The 18,579-nt window shown below is 65.8% G+C and carries 19 protein-coding genes; 12 read left to right on the top strand and 7 right to left on the bottom strand.

Annotation, left to right across the window (positions count from 1 at the left end; all coding sequences use genetic code 11):
- Positions 1 to 6: 6 nt before the first annotated feature.
- From BME24068_RS25895 to hisC, 4 genes are all read left to right on the top strand, one after another.
- Positions 7 to 969, top strand: coding sequence for a ribose-phosphate pyrophosphokinase (locus tag BME24068_RS25895; protein ID WP_059233164.1), 963 nt, complete (start codon positions 7 to 9; stop codon positions 967 to 969).
- Positions 970 to 1,132: 163 nt separating this feature from the next.
- Positions 1,133 to 1,738 (top strand): 50S ribosomal protein L25/general stress protein Ctc, encoded by a 606-nt coding sequence (locus BME24068_RS25900; protein WP_096507366.1) that lies wholly within the window; start codon positions 1,133 to 1,135, stop codon positions 1,736 to 1,738.
- A 120-nt stretch (positions 1,739 to 1,858) separates the two neighbouring features.
- Positions 1,859 to 2,458 carry an aminoacyl-tRNA hydrolase gene (gene pth / locus BME24068_RS25905; protein ID WP_096507367.1) on the top strand — a complete coding sequence of 200 codons (600 nt, stop codon included), beginning with the start codon at positions 1,859 to 1,861 and terminating at the stop codon, positions 2,456 to 2,458.
- Between the two features lie 130 nt (positions 2,459 to 2,588).
- A complete protein-coding gene (gene hisC / locus BME24068_RS25910) occupies positions 2,589 to 3,656 on the top strand; it encodes a histidinol-phosphate transaminase (protein ID WP_174927826.1) in 1,068 nt (355 codons plus the stop codon).
- 85 nt (positions 3,657 to 3,741) lie between these two features.
- Here hisC and BME24068_RS25915 read toward each other — a convergent pair whose 3' ends face one another.
- From BME24068_RS25915 to rsmD, 3 genes are all read right to left on the bottom strand, one after another.
- Positions 3,742 to 4,008 carry a YfhL family 4Fe-4S dicluster ferredoxin gene (locus BME24068_RS25915; RefSeq protein ID WP_039321670.1) on the bottom strand — a complete coding sequence of 89 codons (267 nt, stop codon included), beginning with the start codon at positions 4,006 to 4,008 and terminating at the stop codon, positions 3,742 to 3,744.
- A gap of 59 nt (positions 4,009 to 4,067) precedes the next feature.
- Positions 4,068 to 4,565: a pantetheine-phosphate adenylyltransferase gene (gene coaD, locus BME24068_RS25920; RefSeq protein ID WP_014895999.1), complete on the bottom strand. Its 498-nt coding sequence runs from the start codon at positions 4,563 to 4,565 to the stop codon at positions 4,068 to 4,070.
- 111 nt (positions 4,566 to 4,676) lie between these two features.
- Entirely contained in the window at positions 4,677 to 5,291 is a 615-nt protein-coding gene (rsmD, locus tag BME24068_RS25925) for a 16S rRNA (guanine(966)-N(2))-methyltransferase RsmD (protein ID WP_174927827.1), read from the bottom strand.
- A gap of 201 nt (positions 5,292 to 5,492) precedes the next feature.
- Here rsmD and ftsY point away from each other — a divergent pair, with 201 nt between their 5' ends.
- A complete protein-coding gene (gene ftsY / locus BME24068_RS25930) occupies positions 5,493 to 6,638 on the top strand; it encodes a signal recognition particle-docking protein FtsY (RefSeq protein ID WP_174927828.1) in 1,146 nt (381 codons plus the stop codon).
- Positions 6,639 to 6,715: 77 nt separating this feature from the next.
- Here ftsY and maiA read toward each other — a convergent pair whose 3' ends face one another.
- The gene (maiA, locus tag BME24068_RS25935) at positions 6,716 to 7,360 is read right to left on the bottom strand and encodes a maleylacetoacetate isomerase (protein ID WP_096507371.1); all 645 of its coding nucleotides are present in this window, start codon (positions 7,358 to 7,360) and stop codon (positions 6,716 to 6,718) included.
- Positions 7,361 to 7,576: 216 nt separating this feature from the next.
- Between maiA and ybiB the strand changes: the two genes are divergently transcribed.
- Positions 7,577 to 8,551, top strand: coding sequence for a DNA-binding protein YbiB (ybiB, locus tag BME24068_RS25940; protein WP_174927829.1), 975 nt, complete (start codon positions 7,577 to 7,579; stop codon positions 8,549 to 8,551).
- 391 nt (positions 8,552 to 8,942) lie between these two features.
- Complete coding sequence (gene leuA / locus BME24068_RS25945) at positions 8,943 to 10,589, top strand: 2-isopropylmalate synthase (RefSeq protein ID WP_096507373.1); 1,647 nt, start codon at positions 8,943 to 8,945, stop codon at positions 10,587 to 10,589.
- 143 nt (positions 10,590 to 10,732) lie between these two features.
- On the opposite strand, the gene BME24068_RS25950 is transcribed toward leuA, so the two are convergent.
- Together BME24068_RS25950 and BME24068_RS25955 are read right to left on the bottom strand one after the other, a co-directional pair.
- Positions 10,733 to 11,116: a nuclear transport factor 2 family protein gene (locus tag BME24068_RS25950; RefSeq protein WP_096507374.1), complete on the bottom strand. Its 384-nt coding sequence runs from the start codon at positions 11,114 to 11,116 to the stop codon at positions 10,733 to 10,735.
- 46 nt (positions 11,117 to 11,162) lie between these two features.
- The gene (locus BME24068_RS25955) at positions 11,163 to 11,732 is read right to left on the bottom strand and encodes an acyloxyacyl hydrolase (protein WP_096507375.1); all 570 of its coding nucleotides are present in this window, start codon (positions 11,730 to 11,732) and stop codon (positions 11,163 to 11,165) included.
- Positions 11,733 to 12,093: 361 nt separating this feature from the next.
- On the opposite strand from BME24068_RS25955, the gene rpoH reads away from it, so the two are divergent.
- The 5 genes from rpoH to cydX all read left to right on the top strand — a co-directional run bounded on the left by rpoH (position 12,094) and on the right by cydX (position 16,551).
- On the top strand, positions 12,094 to 13,029 hold the full coding sequence (rpoH, locus tag BME24068_RS25960; RefSeq protein ID WP_096507376.1) for an RNA polymerase sigma factor RpoH: 936 nt from the start codon (positions 12,094 to 12,096) through the stop codon (positions 13,027 to 13,029).
- A 331-nt stretch (positions 13,030 to 13,360) separates the two neighbouring features.
- Complete coding sequence (gene cydP, locus BME24068_RS25965; protein WP_096507378.1) at positions 13,361 to 13,639, top strand: cytochrome oxidase putative small subunit CydP; 279 nt, start codon at positions 13,361 to 13,363, stop codon at positions 13,637 to 13,639.
- Entirely contained in the window at positions 13,629 to 15,206 is a 1,578-nt protein-coding gene (locus tag BME24068_RS25970) for a cytochrome ubiquinol oxidase subunit I (protein ID WP_096507379.1), read from the top strand. The genes cydP and BME24068_RS25970 overlap by 11 nt, the downstream gene beginning before the upstream one ends.
- 31 nt (positions 15,207 to 15,237) lie before the next feature.
- Positions 15,238 to 16,374: a cytochrome d ubiquinol oxidase subunit II gene (gene cydB / locus BME24068_RS25975; RefSeq protein ID WP_096507380.1), complete on the top strand. Its 1,137-nt coding sequence runs from the start codon at positions 15,238 to 15,240 to the stop codon at positions 16,372 to 16,374.
- Between the two features lie 54 nt (positions 16,375 to 16,428).
- The gene (gene cydX, locus BME24068_RS25980) at positions 16,429 to 16,551 is read left to right on the top strand and encodes a cytochrome bd-I oxidase subunit CydX (protein WP_014895987.1); all 123 of its coding nucleotides are present in this window, start codon (positions 16,429 to 16,431) and stop codon (positions 16,549 to 16,551) included.
- A gap of 192 nt (positions 16,552 to 16,743) precedes the next feature.
- On the opposite strand, the gene nagE is transcribed toward cydX, so the two are convergent.
- Positions 16,744 to 18,507 carry an N-acetylglucosamine-specific PTS transporter subunit IIBC gene (gene nagE / locus BME24068_RS25985; RefSeq protein WP_174927830.1) on the bottom strand — a complete coding sequence of 588 codons (1,764 nt, stop codon included), beginning with the start codon at positions 18,505 to 18,507 and terminating at the stop codon, positions 16,744 to 16,746.
- Positions 18,508 to 18,579 lie beyond the last annotated feature (72 nt).

Genomic DNA, 18,579 nt, shown 5'->3' on the forward strand with positions numbered 1-18,579 from the left:
TGCACGATGAGCAGCCACAGCCATGATGGCTTGATGGTCTTTACTGGCAACGCGAATCCCGCGCTTGCCCAGGAAGTCGTCAATATCCTTGGAATTCCCCTCGGCAAAGCAATGGTCAGCCGGTTCTCCGACGGCGAGATCCAGGTCGAGATCCAGGAAAACGTGCGCGGCAAGGACGTCTTCGTCCTGCAATCCACGTGCGCGCCGACGAATGACAACCTGATGGAACTGATGATCATGGTCGATGCGCTCAAGCGCGCATCCGCCGGCCGGATCACTGCTGCCATCCCCTACTTCGGCTATGCCCGCCAGGACCGTCGCCCGCGCTCGGCGCGTGTCGCGATCTCGGCGAAGGTCATCGCGAACATGCTGGAAATCGCCGGCGTCGAGCGGATCATCACGATGGATCTGCACGCCGACCAGATTCAAGGCTTCTTCGACATTCCGGTCGACAACATCTACGCAACGCCGATCCTGCTGGGTGACCTGCGCAAGCAGAACTACTCGGATCTGCTCGTCGTGTCCCCGGACGTCGGCGGCGTGGTGCGTGCCCGTGCACTCGCGAAGCAGCTCAACTGCGACCTCGCGATCATCGACAAGCGTCGTCCGAAGGCGAACATCGCCGAAGTGATGAACATCATCGGTGAAGTCGAAGGCCGTACCTGCGTGATCATGGACGACATGGTCGATACGGCAGGCACGCTCTGCAAGGCTGCTCAAGTGCTGAAGGATCGCGGCGCGAAGCAGGTGTTTGCCTACGCGACGCACCCGGTGCTGTCGGGCGGCGCCGCCGATCGTATCGCCGCATCGGCACTCGACGAGCTGGTCGTCACCGATACGATCCCGCTGTCGGCCGAATCGCTGGCCTGCTCGAAGATCCGTTCGCTGACGAGCGCGAGCCTGCTGGCCGAAACGTTCTCCCGGATTCGCCGCGGCGATTCGGTGATGTCGCTGTTCGCGGAATCCTGATCGCGTCACGACACGACAAAGTAATGCGCGGAAAGCGAAGCGGCGACGCTTCGCTTTTTGCACAATCGGACGGGATAGACGAAACCCCGTCCGCTTCATCGGGGGCCGCCATTTCGCCGGCCCCGTTTTACTGCCTGGTCGCGGGCAGCTATTGGAGAATCACATGAAAGTCGTCGCTTTCGAGCGCCAAGAGCAAGGTACGGGTGCGAGCCGCCGCCTGCGCAACGCTGGCAAGACCACGGGTATCGTCTACGGTGGCGAAGCTGCCCCGCAAAAGATCGAACTCGATCACAACGCGCTGTGGCACGCACTGAAGAAGGAAGCCTTCCACTCGTCGATCCTCGACCTCGAAGTGGCTGGTCAGTCGCAACAGGTTCTGCTGCGCGACGTGCAATACCACCCGTTCAAGCAACTGGTGCTGCACGTTGACTTCCAGCGCGTCGATGCGAAGAAGAAGCTGCACACGAAGGTGCCGCTGCACTTCCTGAACGCTGAAGTCAGCCCGGCAGTGAAGCTGTCGAGCGCAATCGTCTCGCACGTCGCGACGGAAATCGAAATCGAGTGCCTGCCGACGGCTCTGCCGGAATTCCTCGAAGTCGATCTGTCGAAGATCGAAGCAGGTCAGTCGCTGCACGCGAAGGACATCACGCTGCCGAAGGGCGTCGCGCTGGTCGCGCACGTCGACGCGGAAAACCCGGTTGTCGCATCGGCGACGGTCCCGGCTGGTGCCGTGTCGGACGCAGCAGAAGGCGAAACGCCGGCTGCCTAAGCGGTCGCCTATGCGCCCGTTCGATCCGTTTCACGAAACGGTCGACGCAACCCGCCGCGGCTTGCCCGGCGGGTTTTTCTTTTTCTGCGCCCAGGCGGCTCCTGCCGCCCACGAAACGTCATGATCAAACTGATCGTCGGCCTCGGCAATCCCGGGGCGGAATACACCGCGACGCGCCACAACGCCGGCTTCTGGCTGATCGACCAGCTCGCCCGCGAGGCAGGCACGACGCTGCGCGACGAGCGCCGCTTCCACGGCTTCTACGCGAAAGCGCGCCTGCACGGCGAGGAAGTCCACCTGCTCGAGCCGCAAACCTACATGAACCGCTCCGGCCAGTCGGTCGTCGCGCTCGCGAGTTTCTTCAAGATCCTGCCCGACCAGATCCTCGTCGCCCACGACGAACTCGATCTGCCGCCCGGTACCGTGAAGCTGAAACTCGGCGGCGGCAGCGGCGGCCACAACGGCCTCAAGGACATTTCCGCGCACCTGTCGTCGCAGCAGTACTGGCGGCTGCGGATCGGCATCGGCCATCCGCGCGACCTGATTCCGGAAGGCGCGCGCGCCGGCGCGAAGCCCGACGTCGCGAACTTCGTGCTGAAGCCGCCGCGCCGCGAGGAGCAGGACGTGATCGATGCGTCGATCGAACGCGCGCTCGCCGTGATGCCGATGGTGGTGAAAGGCGAACTCGACCGCGCGACGATGCAACTGCATCGCAACTGAACGCGCATCGCACCGGCATGGTGCATGCGTGCCGTCCGGCTGCGCCGGGCGGCCGCCTCTTCCCGCGCCATTGCGCACCGCAACGTCCACATGCGGTAATCTCGTCGTTTTGCCCGTCAGGAGCCAAGCGGTGAGCCGTTACTGGAGCGACGTCGTTCAGCAACTCGTGCCTTACGTGCCGGGCGAACAGCCCGCGCTCGCGCACCCCGTCAAGCTGAACACCAACGAGAATCCCTATCCGCCTTCACCGCGCGTCGTCGCGGCGATTTCACGCGAACTCGGCGAAACCGGCGACACGCTGCGCCGCTATCCCGATCCGCTCGCGCGCGCGCTGCGCGAGACGGTTGCGGCCCATCACCGCATCAAGCCCGAGCAGATCTTCGTCGGCAACGGCTCCGACGAAGTGCTCGCGCATGCGTTCCAGGCGCTGCTCAAGCACGACCGGCCGCTGCGCTTCCCGGACATCTCGTACAGTTTCTATCCGACCTATGCACGCCTGTACGGCATAGCGACCACCGTCGTGCCGCTCGCGGACGACTTCTCGATCCGGGTCGAAGACTATCTGGACGACGCAGGCGGCGTGCTGTTTCCGAATCCGAATGCGCCGACCGGGCGCGCGCTGCTGCTCGCGGACATCGAACGGATCGCGGCCGCGAACCCGTCGTCGGTCGTGGTGATCGACGAAGCGTACGTCGATTTCGGCGCGCAGTCGGCCATCACGCTGATCGACCGGTATCCGAACCTGCTGGTCGTGCACACGACGTCGAAGGCGCGCTCGCTCGCGGGCATGCGCGTCGGTTTCGCGTTCGGCGATGCGGGGTTGATCGACGCGCTGAATCGCGTGAAGGACAGCTTCAACTCGTATCCGCTCGACCGGCTCGCGCAGGTTGCCGCCCAGGCCGCATACGAAGACACCGACTATTTCGGTGCGACCTGCCGGCGTGTGATCGACAGCCGCGAGCGGCTCACGCACGCGCTCGACGGGCTCGGTTTCGACGTCGTCCCGTCGGCCGCGAATTTCGTGTTCGCGCGCCATCCCGCGCACGATGCGGGCGAGATCACGGCAAAGCTGAAGGATCGGGAGATTTTCGTGCGGCACTTCCGCGCGCCGCGAATCGACCAGTATCTGCGCATCACCGTCGGCACCGATGCCGAGTGCGACGCGCTCGTCGCGGCACTACGCGAGCTGCTGGGCTGAAACGAAACCGGCGCCGAAAGGCGCCGGCCGGAAATCGTGACGCCATGACCGCGACGCGCGCGGCCATGGCGACGCGCGTGCAGGGTCACTGCGCGTCGTCGCCCTTCGCAGCGATCAACGCGTGGTACTTCTCCATCAATTGCGCGTGCGATTCGTCATGCTGCGGATCGCGCGGGATGCACTCGACCGGACACACCTGCTGGCACTGCGGTTCGTCGAAATGGCCGACGCACTCGGTGCACTTGTTCGGGTCGATCACGTAGATATCCGGGCCCATCGAAATCGCGCCGTTCGGGCACTCGGGCTCGCACACGTCGCAATTGATGCACTCGTCGGTAATCATCAAAGACATACTGATCTCACTTCTTCAGGCCGGCGGCCGGCTTCGCAACGAAACCGGCCGGCGCCGCGTCACGCGGCCGGGCCTCCCATCGCAGCGACTTTCTCGGTCAGCCACTTCTCGACGGACGGAAACACAAACTTGCTGACATCGCCGCCCAACTGCGCGATTTCTCGCACGATCGTCCCCGAGATGAACTGGTACTGATCGGACGGCGTCATGAACATCGTCTCGACGTCGGGCAGCAGATAGCGGTTCATCCCCGCCATCTGGAACTCATATTCGAAATCGGACACGGCGCGCAGGCCGCGCACGATCACGCGTGCGTTGTTGACGCGGACGAAGTCCTTCAGGAGGCCGGTGAAGCTCATCACCTTCACGTTCGGATAATGACCGAGCACCTCGTTCGCAATCGTCAGACGTTCTTCCAGCGAAAAGAACGGCTTCTTCGCGCGGCTGTCCGCAACGCCGACTACCAGCGTATCAAAAATGCTCGACGCACGCCGCACGAGGTCTTCGTGCCCGCGCGTCAGCGGATCGAACGTACCGGGATACACGGCGACTACCATGTCGCTCCTCCTGTCATCACGCAAACGGGTTGGCAGCCGTGCAATCCGCACACCGCCGCCGAGATGGGCATGCGTCGCCTTTGCGGCGCGCCGCCTCGTATGGAACGCGCATTATTCATCATTTTCGCGCCGCAGCAAATGATAGTGAACCGCACCGGCCTTGCCGTGCTTCACCACCTGCCAGCCCGCGAGCGCTTCGTGCGCGGCCGTGTCGAGCTCCGCGCCCGTCTCGACGTACAGCGCGCCGCCCGGTGCGACGAGCGATGCCGACAGCGCGATCGCGCGATCGAGCACGGCCTGCTCGCCGAACGGCGGATCGAGGAACACGACGTCGAACGCGCCCGGCGTCAGCCCGGCCGCGAGCCTCAGCGCGTCGGCTTCCGCGACCTCGACCGAGCGTGCGCCAAGCTTGTCCTTGATCGCGCGCAGCTGCTGCGCGGCGCGCGGGTGACGCTCGACCATCACGACGCTCGACGCGCCGCGCGACGCAGCTTCGAAGCCGAGCGCACCGGTGCCCGCGAACAGGTCGAGACAGCGCCGGCCTTCGAGATCCTGGCCGAGCCAGTTGAACAGCGTCTCGCGCACGCGATCGGGCGTCGGCCGCAGGCCGTCGAGCTCGAGCACGGCGAGCGGCGTGCGCTTCCAGTCGCCGCCGATGATGCGGATCGTGTGCGGCTTGCCGCGGCCAGAGGGGGCCGCAGCGCGGCCGGAAGAGGAACGGGACATACAGAATATCGACAACGGAGGGACCGGGTGCGCACGAGGGCGCACCGCCAAACAGGCGCACGTTACCACAGCGGCGGCGCGCACTGACGCGAGCGCCCCGCCGCACTGATAAAATGCACGGTTTCGGCCGCCGTGCGCACGCAGGACGGCCCCTCCGGCGCTCCGCCATGGCGGCGCCCGCCCTCTTCCCGACGCCAGACCATGTTCAGCTTCTTCAAACGATTCAAGAAAACGCAGGAGTCCGACTCCGCGGAATCGCAATCGGCCGACGCGCCGCAACCGGACGAAACGTCCGAAGCGCCTGAAGCGCCCGCGCCCGAGGCCCCGCTAGCCCCCGTGCAGCCGGCCGCGCCGGCCGTCGTCATGACGGTCACGCCGGCCAACGACGGCAGCGACGAGGTCGTCGAAACGGTCGAGATCGTGCCGCCGCCCACGCAGGATGCGAGCGCGAAGAAATCGTGGCTCGCCCGCCTGAAAACGGGGCTCGCAAAAACAGGCTCGAGCATCACCGGCGTGTTCGTCAACACGAAGATCGACGAGGATCTGTACGAAGAGCTCGAAACCGCGCTGCTGATGTCCGACGCCGGTGTCGACGCGACCGAGTACCTGCTCGGCGCGCTGCGCGAAAAGGTGCGCGTGGGCCGGCTGACCGACCCGCAGCAGGTGAAGAGCGCGCTGCACGACCTGCTCGTCGAACTGCTGACGCCGCTCGAGAAATCGCTGATGCTCGGCCGCGCGCAGCCGCTCGTGATGATGATCGCCGGCGTGAACGGTGCGGGCAAGACGACCAGCATCGGCAAGCTCGCGAAGCATCTGCAGAGCTTCGACCAGTCGGTGCTGCTGGCCGCGGGCGACACGTTCCGCGCGGCCGCGCGCGAACAGCTGGCGGTCTGGGGCGAACGCAACAACGTGACGGTCGTGCAGCAGGAAAGCGGCGACCCGGCCGCGGTGATCTTCGACGCGGTCAGCGCCGCGCGCGCGCGCAAGATCGACGTGATGATGGCCGACACGGCCGGCCGCCTGCCGACGCAGCTCCACCTGATGGAGGAACTGAAGAAGGTGAAGCGCGTGATCTCGAAGGCGCACGACGGCGCGCCGCACGAGGTGCTGCTCGTGATCGACGCGAACACGGGCCAGAACGCGCTCACGCAGGTGAAGGCATTCGACGACGCGCTCGGCCTCACCGGCCTGATCGTCACGAAACTGGACGGCACCGCGAAGGGCGGGATTCTCGCCGCGATCGCGCGGCAGCGTCCGGTGCCCGTCTACTTCATCGGCGTCGGCGAGAAGGTGGAAGACCTGCAGCCGTTCAGCGCAGCGGAATTCGCGGACGCGCTGCTCGGCTGAACGCCGCCGGCCCGCACCGCACAGGGCGCCTTCGGGCGCCCTTTTTCATGCGCGGCCGCCCGCCGGCGGCCGCCACGTCATTCGGCGTCTGGCTGCGCGCCGGGCTCGGCGGCCTTGAACGCGTCGAGCGTCGATGCGTAGTCGGCGATCCGCCGGATCGTCGGGAAGCGCGTCGTGTCGATCGAGAACCGGTTCGCGTTGAACACCTGCGGCACGACGCAGATATCGGCGAGCGTCGGCGTGTCGCCGAAGCACAGCTTGCCGGTGCGCGGATCGTTCGCGAGGCGCGTCTCGAGCGATGCGAAACCGGCCTCGATCCAGTGCCGGTACCATGCGTTCTTCGCTTCCTCGGGCACCTTCAGCGTGTGCTTCAGGTATTTCAGCACGCGCAGGTTGTTCAGCGGATGGATCTCGCATGCGACCTGCAGCGCAATCGCCCGCACATACGCGCGGTCGAGCGGCTGCGTCGGCAGCAGCGCGGGTTCGGGATGCGTTTCCTCGAGATATTCGATGATCGCGAGCGATTGCTGCAGCGTGGCGTCGCCGTCGACCAGCGACGGCACGACCGCATCCGGATTCACCGCGCGGTATGCGTCCTTCAGTTGCTCGCCGCCGTCGCGCAGCATGTGCACCGGGACGGTTTCGTACGGCAGCTGCTTCAGGTTCAGGGCGATCCGCACGCGGTACGACGCGGAACTGCGGAAATAGCTGTAGAGCTTCATGGGATGTCTCTGTTGGTCGTCTTCGGCCCGCACCGGTATGCGCGGCACGCGCGCGGCACCGCCGGCGCGCGGCACCGCCGGGAACCAGAGTTTAGCGCGCCACGCCGCGTCGGCGCGCACAGCCGTGCGCTTGGGCGAGCCGCGCCCGTGCGATACTCGGGGCATTCCTTACCGCTCACCGCGCGGCCCGATGCCGGCCGCCCGCCCCACGTTCCGATGACCGCTCCCCAAGACTCCGCAGCCTCGCCGTTCCCTTGCGCCCGCTTCATCAAGGAAATCGGCCGCGGCCCGCACGGCGCGCGCGCGCTGTCCGCCGACGACACGTTCGAGCTCTATCGCGCAATGCTCGATGCGCGCGTGTCGGACGTCGAACTCGGCGCGATCCTGATCGCCTATCGCCTGAAGGGCGAAACCGCCGACGAGCTAGCCGCCATGCTCGCCGCCGCACAGGCGTCGTTCGAGCCGGTTCGCGTGCAGGATGCGGCGTTCCGCCCGGTGTCGATCCCGAGCTACAACGGCGCGCGCAAGCAGCCGAACCTGGTGCCGCTGCTCGCACTGCTGCTCGCACGCGAAGGCGTGCCGGTGCTCGTGCACGGCGTGGCGCGCGATCCGGGCCGCGTGACGAGCGCGGAGATCTTCTCCGCGCTGTCGATCGCGTCGTCGACGTCGCACGATGCGATCGAGGACACGCTCGCCGAGCGCCGCGTCGCGTTCGCGCCAATCGACGCACTGGCGCCGCGCCTCGCGCGCCTGCTGGCGCTGCGCGGCGTACTCGGCGTGCGCAACTCCACGCATACGCTCGTCAAGATCCTGCAGCCGTTCGCGCCGACGGGCCTGCGGCTCGTCAACTACACGCATCCGCCGTACCGCGACAGCCTCGCGCAACTGTTCCGCGACCATCCCGACGCCGCGCTCGGCGGCGCGCTGCTCGCGCGCGGCACCGAAGGCGAGGCGGTGGCCGACACGCGGCGCCAGGTGCAGGTCGACTGGCTGCACGACGGCGTATGCGACACGCTGATCGAGGCCGAGCGCTCGTCGACGGACGCCGAGCCCGTCGCGCTGCCCGAATCGCGCGACGCGGCGACGACGGCCGCATGGACGGATGCCGTGCTGCGCGGCGAAATCCCGGTGCCCGACACGCTCGCGCGACAGGTCGAAACGATCGTGCGGATCGCCCGGATCGCGCCCTGACCGCCGCGTGGGTCGCACCGGTTCGCGCCGATATTTCCGCCGACCATTTGACACGCGCCCGCATCCTGGCATAGAGTTGCCGACATGCGTTCCTTTCCGAACACCCTCCGAATTACCTCCGGCCGCCTAGCGCGGCCGCTATCGCTACGACTAGCCTAAGGCTGTCGTAGCGCCGTGTGCTGTTCGCACGGTCCCTCCCAGCAGTTCCTCGCAGCACCCTTCTCGCAGTTTTTACAACCCGAAGTCGTCAGCATTCGTCCGTCTATCCGTCGGTCGATTCGCGAAGATCATCCGTATCCGTAGCGCTATCCGGCGCCACGGTGCGAGGCAGCGCCAACCGTCGCCCATGCCGCCCGTCTTCGCTCGCGACTTGAGACCCGAGGTCCAGAAGATGAAACGCAACCCGCAAGACAAGTACCGCCCGTTCGAGCCCGTCCGCATCCATGGCCGCCGCTGGCCGACCCGCACCATCGAACGCGCGCCGGTCTGGATGAGCACCGACCTGCGCGACGGCAACCAGTCGCTGATCGAGCCGATGAGCATCGAACAGAAGCTGGAATTCTTCGACATGCTGGTCGCGATCGGTTTCAAGGAGATCGAAGTCGGTTTTCCGTCGGCGTCGCAAACCGACTTCGATTTCGTCCGCAAGCTGATCGACGAAAAGCGCATCCCCGACGACGTGACGATCGAAGTGCTCGTGCAGTCGCGCGAAGACTTGATCGCCCGTACGTTCGACGCGCTCGAAGGCGCGCCGCGCGCGATCGTGCACCTCTACAACGCGATCTGCCCGTCGTTCCGCCGCATCGTGTTCGGGATGTCGAAGGCCGACGTGAAGGCGCTCGCGGTCGAGGGCACGCGGATCATCAAGGAATACGCGGCCGCACGTCCGGACACGCAATGGACCTATCAGTATTCGCCGGAAACCTTCAGCATGACCGAGCTGACGTTCGCGCGCGAAGTGTGCGATGCGGTCGCGCAGACGTGGCGCCCGACCCGCGATCACAAGATGATCGTGAACCTGCCGGCGACCGTCGAAGCGGCGAGCCCGAACGTGTTCGCCGACCAGATCGAGTGGATGGACCGCAACCTCGCGTATCGCGACAGCATCGTGCTGTCCGTGCATCCGCACAACGATCGCGGCACCGCGGTCGCGGCCGCCGAACTCGCGCTGCTCGCGGGCGCCGACCGCATCGAAGGCTGCCTGTTCGGCAACGGCGAGCGCACCGGCAACGTGGACCTCGTCACGCTCGCGCTGAACCTCTACACACAGGGCATCGACCCGGGCCTCGACTTCTCCGACATCGACGCGGTGCGCCGCGTGGTCGAGCGCTGCAACCAGATTCCCGTGCATCCGCGCCACCCGTATGCGGGCGACCTCGTGTTCACCGCGTTCTCGGGCTCGCATCAGGACGCGATCCGCAAGGGCTTCGCGCAGCAGCGCCCCGACGCGGTGTGGGAAGTCCCGTATCTGCCGATCGACCCGGCCGACCTCGGCCGCAGCTACGACGCGGTGATTCGCGTCAACAGCCAGTCCGGCAAGGGCGGTGCGACGTTCCTGCTCGAACGCGGGATGGGCTTCACGCCCACGCGCCGCGTGCAGATCGAGTTCAGCGCCGCGGTGCAGACGCTCGCCGACGCATCCGGCGAGGAAGTAACGGGCGACGCGATCTGCGCGCTGTTCGCACGCGAATTCTTCGAGACGGATGGCCCGGCCGCGCGCCACGGCAACGGCGCACGCTGGCAGAACCACGAGATCGCGGGCGCGCCGCCGGCCGACGCGACGGCCGAGGACGCCGCGCAGCGCGCGGCCGCGGCGTTCGCAGCGGCGGCCGGCGTGACGATCGACGTCGCGTCGTGCGAGCATGCACGCGCGACGGACGGACGGATCGCGGTATCGGTCGGCTGCCGGGTCGGTGACGCACCGCTGCGGCATGGCGTCGGGCTGCATGCCGATGCGGCAAGCGCCGCGCTCGACGCGGTCGCGAGCGCGATCAACCGCTCGGCGTGGCAATGCGCCGACCGCCGCGCGGCAGCCTGACTGCCGGGCTTCGCATCAAGGTTTGAACGTCAGCGAGCGGTGTGTGACCGCCCGTGCGCCGCGCGATCCGCGCCGCACGGGCCAGCAAAAAGCGGCCCAGAAGGCCGCTTCGGTCGGGACATGAAAACGGGCGCTACCTGCGCTCACGTCTCGGTCGCACACCGCGTCGCCTGCCACGCCAGCAGGCGCCAGTGACCCTGCTCGTGGGTGTGGACGGCGGTGTAGGCGATCGGAAACACGAGCCCGCCGTTGTTCGTTTCCATCTCGATCAACGCGCGCCCCGTGACGACGCAGGTTGCGTCGCCGACCGGCAGCAGATCCTGCGACTGGATTTCGATCTGGCGATAGCGGCGGCGGCCGGCGACGATGGCGTCGATGAACTGCTGCTTGGTTTCGCGCTTGCCGTTGGTGTGCACGAAGAACACCTTGTCCGACAATTGCGCAGCGAGCGCTTCGCCGTCCCCGTCCACCATCGCCCGGAACCGATCGCGCTCGAGCGCGCGGATCGCATCGACCACCTTCGCCATCGCCTGACTCCTCGGCAACGCGCCCGCCATGCGGGCGTAGTACGGATCAGAAGTTGTACTGCACGTAGAACTGGTGGAAATTTATACCAGGATTCGGCTCTTTGATACCCGCGTTAGACACATGTTCGAAACGGTAGCCGACCTGATACTGTTGCCGTTGGCCGAACTGCACGCCCACCCCTGCAGTCGGCGCGAACTGGAACGCGGTCGACACCGAGAAATTGTTCGAGATCGTCGGATGCGTCAGCAGCCGGATGCCGCCGCCGGCCTCGATGTACGGCCGAATGTCCCCTGCGCTCTTGATGAAACGGAACATCGGCGTCACGCCGAATTCGCCGATGCTGCTGTGGACGTTGCCGCCCGTGTGCCAGTAGCCCACGTGCCCCTCGACCGCGAACGCGAAATGCCAGCCGCCGATTTCCCACCAGTTCCAGCCCGGATCCCAGACCACGCCGAGATCGCCCTTGTCGATCCCGTGACGGTCGGAAAACCCGCCGCCCGCCTGGATCCCCCACCGATCCGCGAATGCTGCCGTCGATCCGCCAAGCAATGACGCAGCGAGCATCGCATGCAGCGCAAGCCGGCTGCGGGGCCGGCGATTCTTTTTATTGTTCATCTGACACTCCAACTTTTTGGGTTGAATGGAGCCTGCCGCAGCGGCCGGACTCGAGCGAACTGAATGGTATGGTAAAGGACTTTCCGGATCGGCATCACGAAGCGAAATGGTTTGCTTCTAAAACTACAAAAATCGAAATCGTCTACTGATTCCCATCGAAAACAACGGCTTACGGAACTTCGCCGCTTCATCCGGGTCGCACTTTAGACTATCGATTCGACTAACCCGATAGAAAAACCGGGAACTCCGATGCCCACGTGCGCTCTAAGGAATTAGCACTCGGATTGCGGGAGTGCTAAGATTGGCCCCGGAGTCTCATCCGAGACTAGGGGTTTGTCCCTGATTCCAAAGGAGTTTTTTAGTGAGCCACGCTTTGACCCTTCCGAATACCCTGAGCCCGACGCCGGCCAAGGCCGAATCGGCAGGCTCGCTGGCGCTCGCAACTCAATCGATGTTGTCGGGCCAGCTTGGCAACATCGACGCGTATATCCAGGCCGTCAACCGCATCCCGCTGCTGACCGCCGAGGAAGAACGCCAGTACGCAACCGAATTCCGCGACAACAACAACCTCGACTCGGCACGCCGCCTGGTGCTGTCGCACCTGCGGCTCGTCGTGTCGATCGCCCGTAACTATCTCGGCTACGGGCTGCCGCACGGCGACCTGATCCAGGAAGGCAACATCGGCCTGATGAAGGCCGTGAAGCGCTTCGACCCGGCGCAAAACGTGCGCCTGGTGTCGTACGCGATCCACTGGATCAAGGCCGAGATCCACGAGTACATCCTGCGCAACTGGCGGATGGTGAAGGTCGCGACGACGAAGGCGCAGCGCAAGCTGTTCTTCAACCTGCGCAGCCACAAGAAGAGCATGCAGGCGATGACGCCCGAGGAAATCGACGGCCTCGCGCAGGAGCTCAACGTCAAGCGCGAAGACGTGACCGAGATGGAAACGCGCCTGTCGGGCGGCGACATCGCGCTCGAAGGGCAAGTCGAGGACGGCGAGGAGTCGTACGCGCCGATCGCCTATCTGGCCGATTCGCACAACGAGCCGACCGCCGTGCTGGCCGCGCGTCAGCGCGACATGCTGCAGACGGACGGCATCTCGCAGGCGCTCGACGCGCTCGACGCGCGCAGCCGCAGGATCATCGAGGCACGCTGGCTGAACGTCGACGACGACGGCTCGGGCGGCTCGACGCTGCACGATCTCGCCGCCGAATTCGGCGTATCCGCGGAACGCATCCGCCAGATCGAAGCGAGCGCAATGAAAAAGATGCGCACCGCACTCGCCGAATACGCGTAAAGCCCGGCGATTCAGAGCGCTTCACCCAAAACCGCTGCCCCACCGGCAGCGGTTTTTTTTCGCCTGTTTGTCCGCCGGCCGCCGCGCTTATTAATCGACCTTATTGATCGGGTATTGGGCGGCTTGCGCCCCCTTCCGCATAACCTTGATCTAACTCAAGTTTTTACCCGCAATTAGCGACGGTCTGCCGCAGCGCAGCACTCGGCATCGGAAAGCCGGCATTTTAAAATCGGCATGTCGGCGCAAAAGGATTAATAACAGCTCCACCGCCGCCATAAATCCGACGTAAAGTCGCCCCAAAACCGACGTAAATCGATTCAGGATTATCGCCTTGATCTCGATCAATAAAGAGCCTGCGCCGCCTCCCCCGCCGGCCGCCGGTGCGATCGGCTGGCGCGCCCGCATCGCCGCGTGGGCCCGCGGGCCCACGCTCGTGCGCGACATCACGCTGGTGCTGATCGTCAAGATGATCCTCCTGATGTCGCTCAAATACGCGTTCTTCAATCATCCGCAGGCCGAGCACATGTCGCTGCCACCTGCCGTCGTCGCCGAGAGACTGCTTTCGGTGCCGGCACCCGCCTCTACCGAGGGAGACCACCATGATAAGTAGCGAAGTCGTCGATCTGTCGCGTCTGCAGTTCGGCATCACGGCGCTCTACCACTTCCTGTTCGTGCCGCTGACGCTCGGCCTGTCCTGGCTGCTCGTCATCATGGAAGCCGTCTACGTGATGACCGGCAAACAGGTCTACAAGGACATGACCCAGTTCTGGGGCAAGCTGTTCGGGATCAACTTCGCGATGGGCGTGACGACCGGCATCACGCTCGAATTCCAGTTCGGCACGAACTGGTCGTACTACTCGCACTATGTCGGCGACATCTTCGGCGTGCCGCTCGCGGTCGAAGGCCTGATGGCGTTCTTCCTCGAATCGACGTTCGTCGGCCTGTTCTTCTTCGGCTGGAACCGCCTGTCGAAGGTCAAGCACCTGATCGTCACGTTCCTCGTCGCGCTGGGCTCGAACCTGTCCGCGCTGTGGATCCTGGTCGCGAACGGCTGGATGAACAACCCGGTCGGCGCGGAGTTCAACTACCAGACGATGCGCATGGAAATGACGAGCCTGTTCGACGTGCTGTTCAACCCGGTCGCGCAGGTGAAGTTCGTGCACACCGTGTCGGCCGGCTACGTGTCGGCGGCGATGTTCGTGCTCGGCGTGTCGTCGTGGTACCTGCTGAAGAAGCGCGACGTCGACTTCGCGCTGCGCTCGTTCGCGGTCGCTGCCGGCTTCGGGCTCGCGGCGACGCTCTGCGTGATCGTGCTCGGCGACGAATCGGGCTATACGACCGGCGAAGTGCAGAAGATGAAGCTCGCCGCGATCGAATCCGAATGGGAAACGCAATCGGCGCCCGCGTCGTTCACGCTGATCGGCATCCCGAACCAGGAGGCACAGCGCACCGACTACGCGATCAAGATCCCGTACGCGCTCGGCCTGATCGCGACGCGCTCGATCGACGAACCGGTGATCGGCCTGCGCGAGCTGGCAAAGCTCAGCGAGGAACACATCCAGAGCGGGATGGTCGCGTACGGCGCGCTGCAGAAGATCAAGCAGGGCGACACGAGCGACGCGACCCGCGCGCTGTTCGACCAGCACAAGCAGTATCTCGGCTACGGGCTGATGCTCAAGCAGTTCACGCCGAACGTGACGGATGCGACGCCCGAGCAGATCAAGGCCGCCGCGAAGAAGACGATCCCGCCGGTCGCGCCCGTGTTCTTCTCGTTCCGGATCATGGTGGCGCTCGGCTTCCTGTTCGTCGCGACGTTCGTTGCCGCGTTCTGGTTCTGCGCGCGCCGCGAACTGCTGCAGGACAACCGCCGCTGGTTCCTGCGCTACGCGGTGTGGGCGATCCCGCTGCCGTGGATCGCGATCGAATTCGGCTGGATCGTCGCCGAGCTCGGCCGCCAGCCGTGGACGATCGCGGGCGTGCTGCCGACGCACCTGTCCGCGTCGAGCCTGCAGCCGAGCGACCTGTACCTGAGCCTCGCCGGCTTCATCCTGTTCTACACCGCGCTGTTCGTCATCGAGATCAAGCTGATGTTCAAGTACGCGCGCCTCGGCCCGTCGTCGCTGCACACCGGCCGCTATCACCACGAACTCGCCGCCGGCGAGCGCGCCGCGGTTTGAGCACGCCCCTGCAACGGAACAAGGAATCGCTATGGACTATGCAACTCTCAAGCTGATCTGGTGGGTGCTCGTGGGCGTGCTGCTGATCGGCTTCGCCGTCACCGACGGCTTCGACATGGGCGCCACCGCGCTGCTGCCGTTCCTCGGCAAGACCGACGACGAACGCCGCATCATCGTCAACACCGTCGGCGCGACGTGGGAAGGCAACCAGGTGTGGCTGATCACGGCCGGCGGCGCGATGTTCGCCGCGTGGCCGCTCGTCTACGCCGCGTCGTTCTCCGGCTTCTACTTCGCGATGCTGCTCGTGCTGTTCGCGCTGTTCTTCCGGCCGGTCGGCTTCGACTACCGCAGCAAGCGCCCCGATCCGCGCTGGCGTGCCGGCTGGGATTGGGGCCTGTTCGTCGGCGGCTTCGTGCCGGCGCTGGTGTTCGGCGTCGCGTTCGGCAACCTGCTGCAAGGCGTGCCGTTCCAGTTCGACAGCGACCTGCGCGTGACCTATTACGGCAGCTTCTGGGCGCTGCTGAACCCGTTCGCGCTGCTCTGCGGGCTCGTCAGCCTCACGATGCTCGTCGCGCACGGCGCCGCGTTCATCAAGATGAAGACCGACGGCGTGATCGCCCGCCGCGCGTCGATCGCGCTGCGCGTGTCGGCGCTCCTCGCGGTCGTGCTGTTCGTGCTGGCCGGCGTGCTGGTCGCATCGGCGATCGGCGGCTTCCACATCACGCACGCGGCGCCGAACGATACGGTTGCGAACCCGCTGCTGAAGGACGTCGCCGCCGGCTCGGGGCTGTGGCTCGCGAACTACGGCGAATATCCGTGGATGATCGCGGCGCCGGTGGTCGGGATCGCCGGCGGCCTGCTCGCGCTGCTGCTTGCCGGCTCGAAGCAGGAAAAGACGGCGTTCTTCTGCACCGGCCTGATGATCGCCGGCGTGATCCTGACCGCGGGCTTCTCGATGTTCCCGTTCATCATGCCGTCGTCGCTCGATCCGCGCAGCAGCCTGACCGTGTGGGATTCGACGTCGAGCCAGAAGACGCTGCAGGTGATGCTGTTCGCGGTGATCGTGTTCCTGCCGATCATCCTGATCTACACGAGCTGGGTCTACCGCGTGATGCGCGGCAAGGTCACGCGCCAGACGCTCGAAGAGAACACACACTCGATGTATTGAACCCGGCCGGGGCGCGCAAGCGCCCCGCCCTCCCGTTTCGCAAGGAGTCGGATCATGTGGTATTTCAGCTGGATTCTCGGTATCGGCGTCGCGCTGTCGTTCGGCATCGTCAACGCGATGTGGCTCGAAGCGCGGCAGAAGTCGCCGGAAGCGCCGGTGCGCGCCCGGCGCGACTGATCGATGTGCGGGGCGGTTCGCTCCGCTCCGCCGCCGCCCGCCGGAACGAACCTCGCTTCGCGCGAGGTTTTTTTCGTCCGGGCACCGCACCAAAGAAAAACGGCTTGCGATGCAATTCGCAAGCCGTTTCGTTTTGCCGACCAGCCCGATTCCGCGGCGCGGGTCAGGCCGGCGTCATCGTCGTGGTTCGCATCAGGCCGGTTGCGCGGCCGCGCCGCCGCCCGTCGACGGCAGACGCGCGCCGAGCTGTTCGGCATAGCGCGCGGCCGCGTTGCCGCACACGATGTGGAACGTATCCGTCGACACCCATGCGACGTCGAGCGCCCCAAGGCGGTCGCGATCGACCGCCGACGCATCGCGCACGACGACGCGCAGGCGCGTGGTCGCGATCGCGTCGAGCGACGCGACGTTGGTCGCACCGCCGAACACGGCGAGCCAGCGCACCGGATCGGGATCGAGCGGGCCGGCCGCCGCGCCCGTGACCGGCTGCGCGGCGGCGGCCGTGGCGGTCGCCGCGGCACCGGTCGCGCCGCTGCCGATGGCCGAGCGCATTTCGTCGGCAATGATGTCGGCTTCGGGCCCGATGATCACCTGCACGCTGTTGCCGCCGCGCTTGAGCACGCCACGCGCGCCGATCGACTTCAGTTGCGGCTCCGACACCTTCTCCGGATCGACGACGGTCAGCCGCAGACGCGTCGTGCATGCGTCGACGACCGTCAGGTTGCCCGCCCCGCCGAGCGCGGCGATGTAGCGCTGCGCGCGCGGCGCTGCCGCGGCGGCACCGGCCGCCGGCGCGACGAAACCGCCCGTCGCATACGACTCGGTCGCCGCATCGGCCGACGCCGGCTCGCGGCCTGGCGTGGCCATGTTGAACTTGCGGATGAAGAAGCGGAACAGCCCGTAGTACGCGATGCCATACGCGATGCCGAGCGGAATCGCGATCCAGCCCTTCGTCGACAATCCGTAGTTCAGCACGTAGTCGATCGCGCCGGCCGAGAACGTGAAGCCGAGCTTCACGTCGAGGATCTGGCAGATCGCGAGCGACAGCCCCGTGAGCACCGCGTGGATCACGTACAGCACCGGCGCGAGGAACATGAAGCTGAATTCGATCGGCTCGGTCACGCCGGTCAGGAACGACGTGAGCGCCATCGAGAACAGCAGGCCGCCGACCATCGCGCGGCGCTCCTTCGGCGCTTCGTGCAGCATCGCGAGACACGCGGCCGGCAGGCCGAACATCATGATCGGGAAGAAGCCCGCCATGAAGGTGCCCGCGGTCGGATCGCCCGCGAAGAAGCGGTGCAGGTCGCCGTGCACGATCTCGCCGCCGCCGGGCGGCGTGAAATTGCCGAACACGAACCAGGCGAGCGAGTTGATGATGTGGTGCAGGCCCGTGACGAGCAGCAGGCGGTTCAGGAAGCCGAACACGAACGCACCGATCGCGCCCGCCGTCGTCAGCCACTGGCCGGCCGCGTCGATCGCATGCTGGATCGGCTGCCACACGTATCCGAACACGATGCCCAGTATCACGCACACCAGCCCCGTGATGATCGGCACGAACCGCTTGCCGCCGAAGAACGCGAGGTAGTCGGGCAGCTTGATGTCCTTGTAGCGGTTGTACAGCAAGCCCGCGACCACGCCCGCAATGATCCCGGACAACACGCCCATGTTCAGCTTGGGATCGATGTCCTTCATGATCGCGGTTTCGATCAGGTAGCCGATCGCGCCCGCGAGTGCCGCCACGCCGTTATTGTCCTTCGCGAAACCGACCGCCACGCCGATCGCGAACAGGAGCGGCAGGTTGTCGAAGATCGCGCCGCCGGCGTCGGCGATCATCTTGATGTTGAACACATCCGGCTGCCCGAGTCGCAGCAGGATGCCGGCAACCGGCAACACCGCGATCGGCAGCATCAGGGCCCGGCCCAGGCCCTGTATTTTCAGAAACGGATTCCCGTTCATTCAGTCCTCCAATCCATGTCTCGTCGTTAATCGTCGTTGACCTAATTGCTTGCGTAGTGAAACGGGTCGCGC

Source organism: Burkholderia anthina, from assembly GCF_902498995.1.
GTDB lineage: Bacteria > Pseudomonadota > Gammaproteobacteria > Burkholderiales > Burkholderiaceae > Burkholderia > Burkholderia anthina.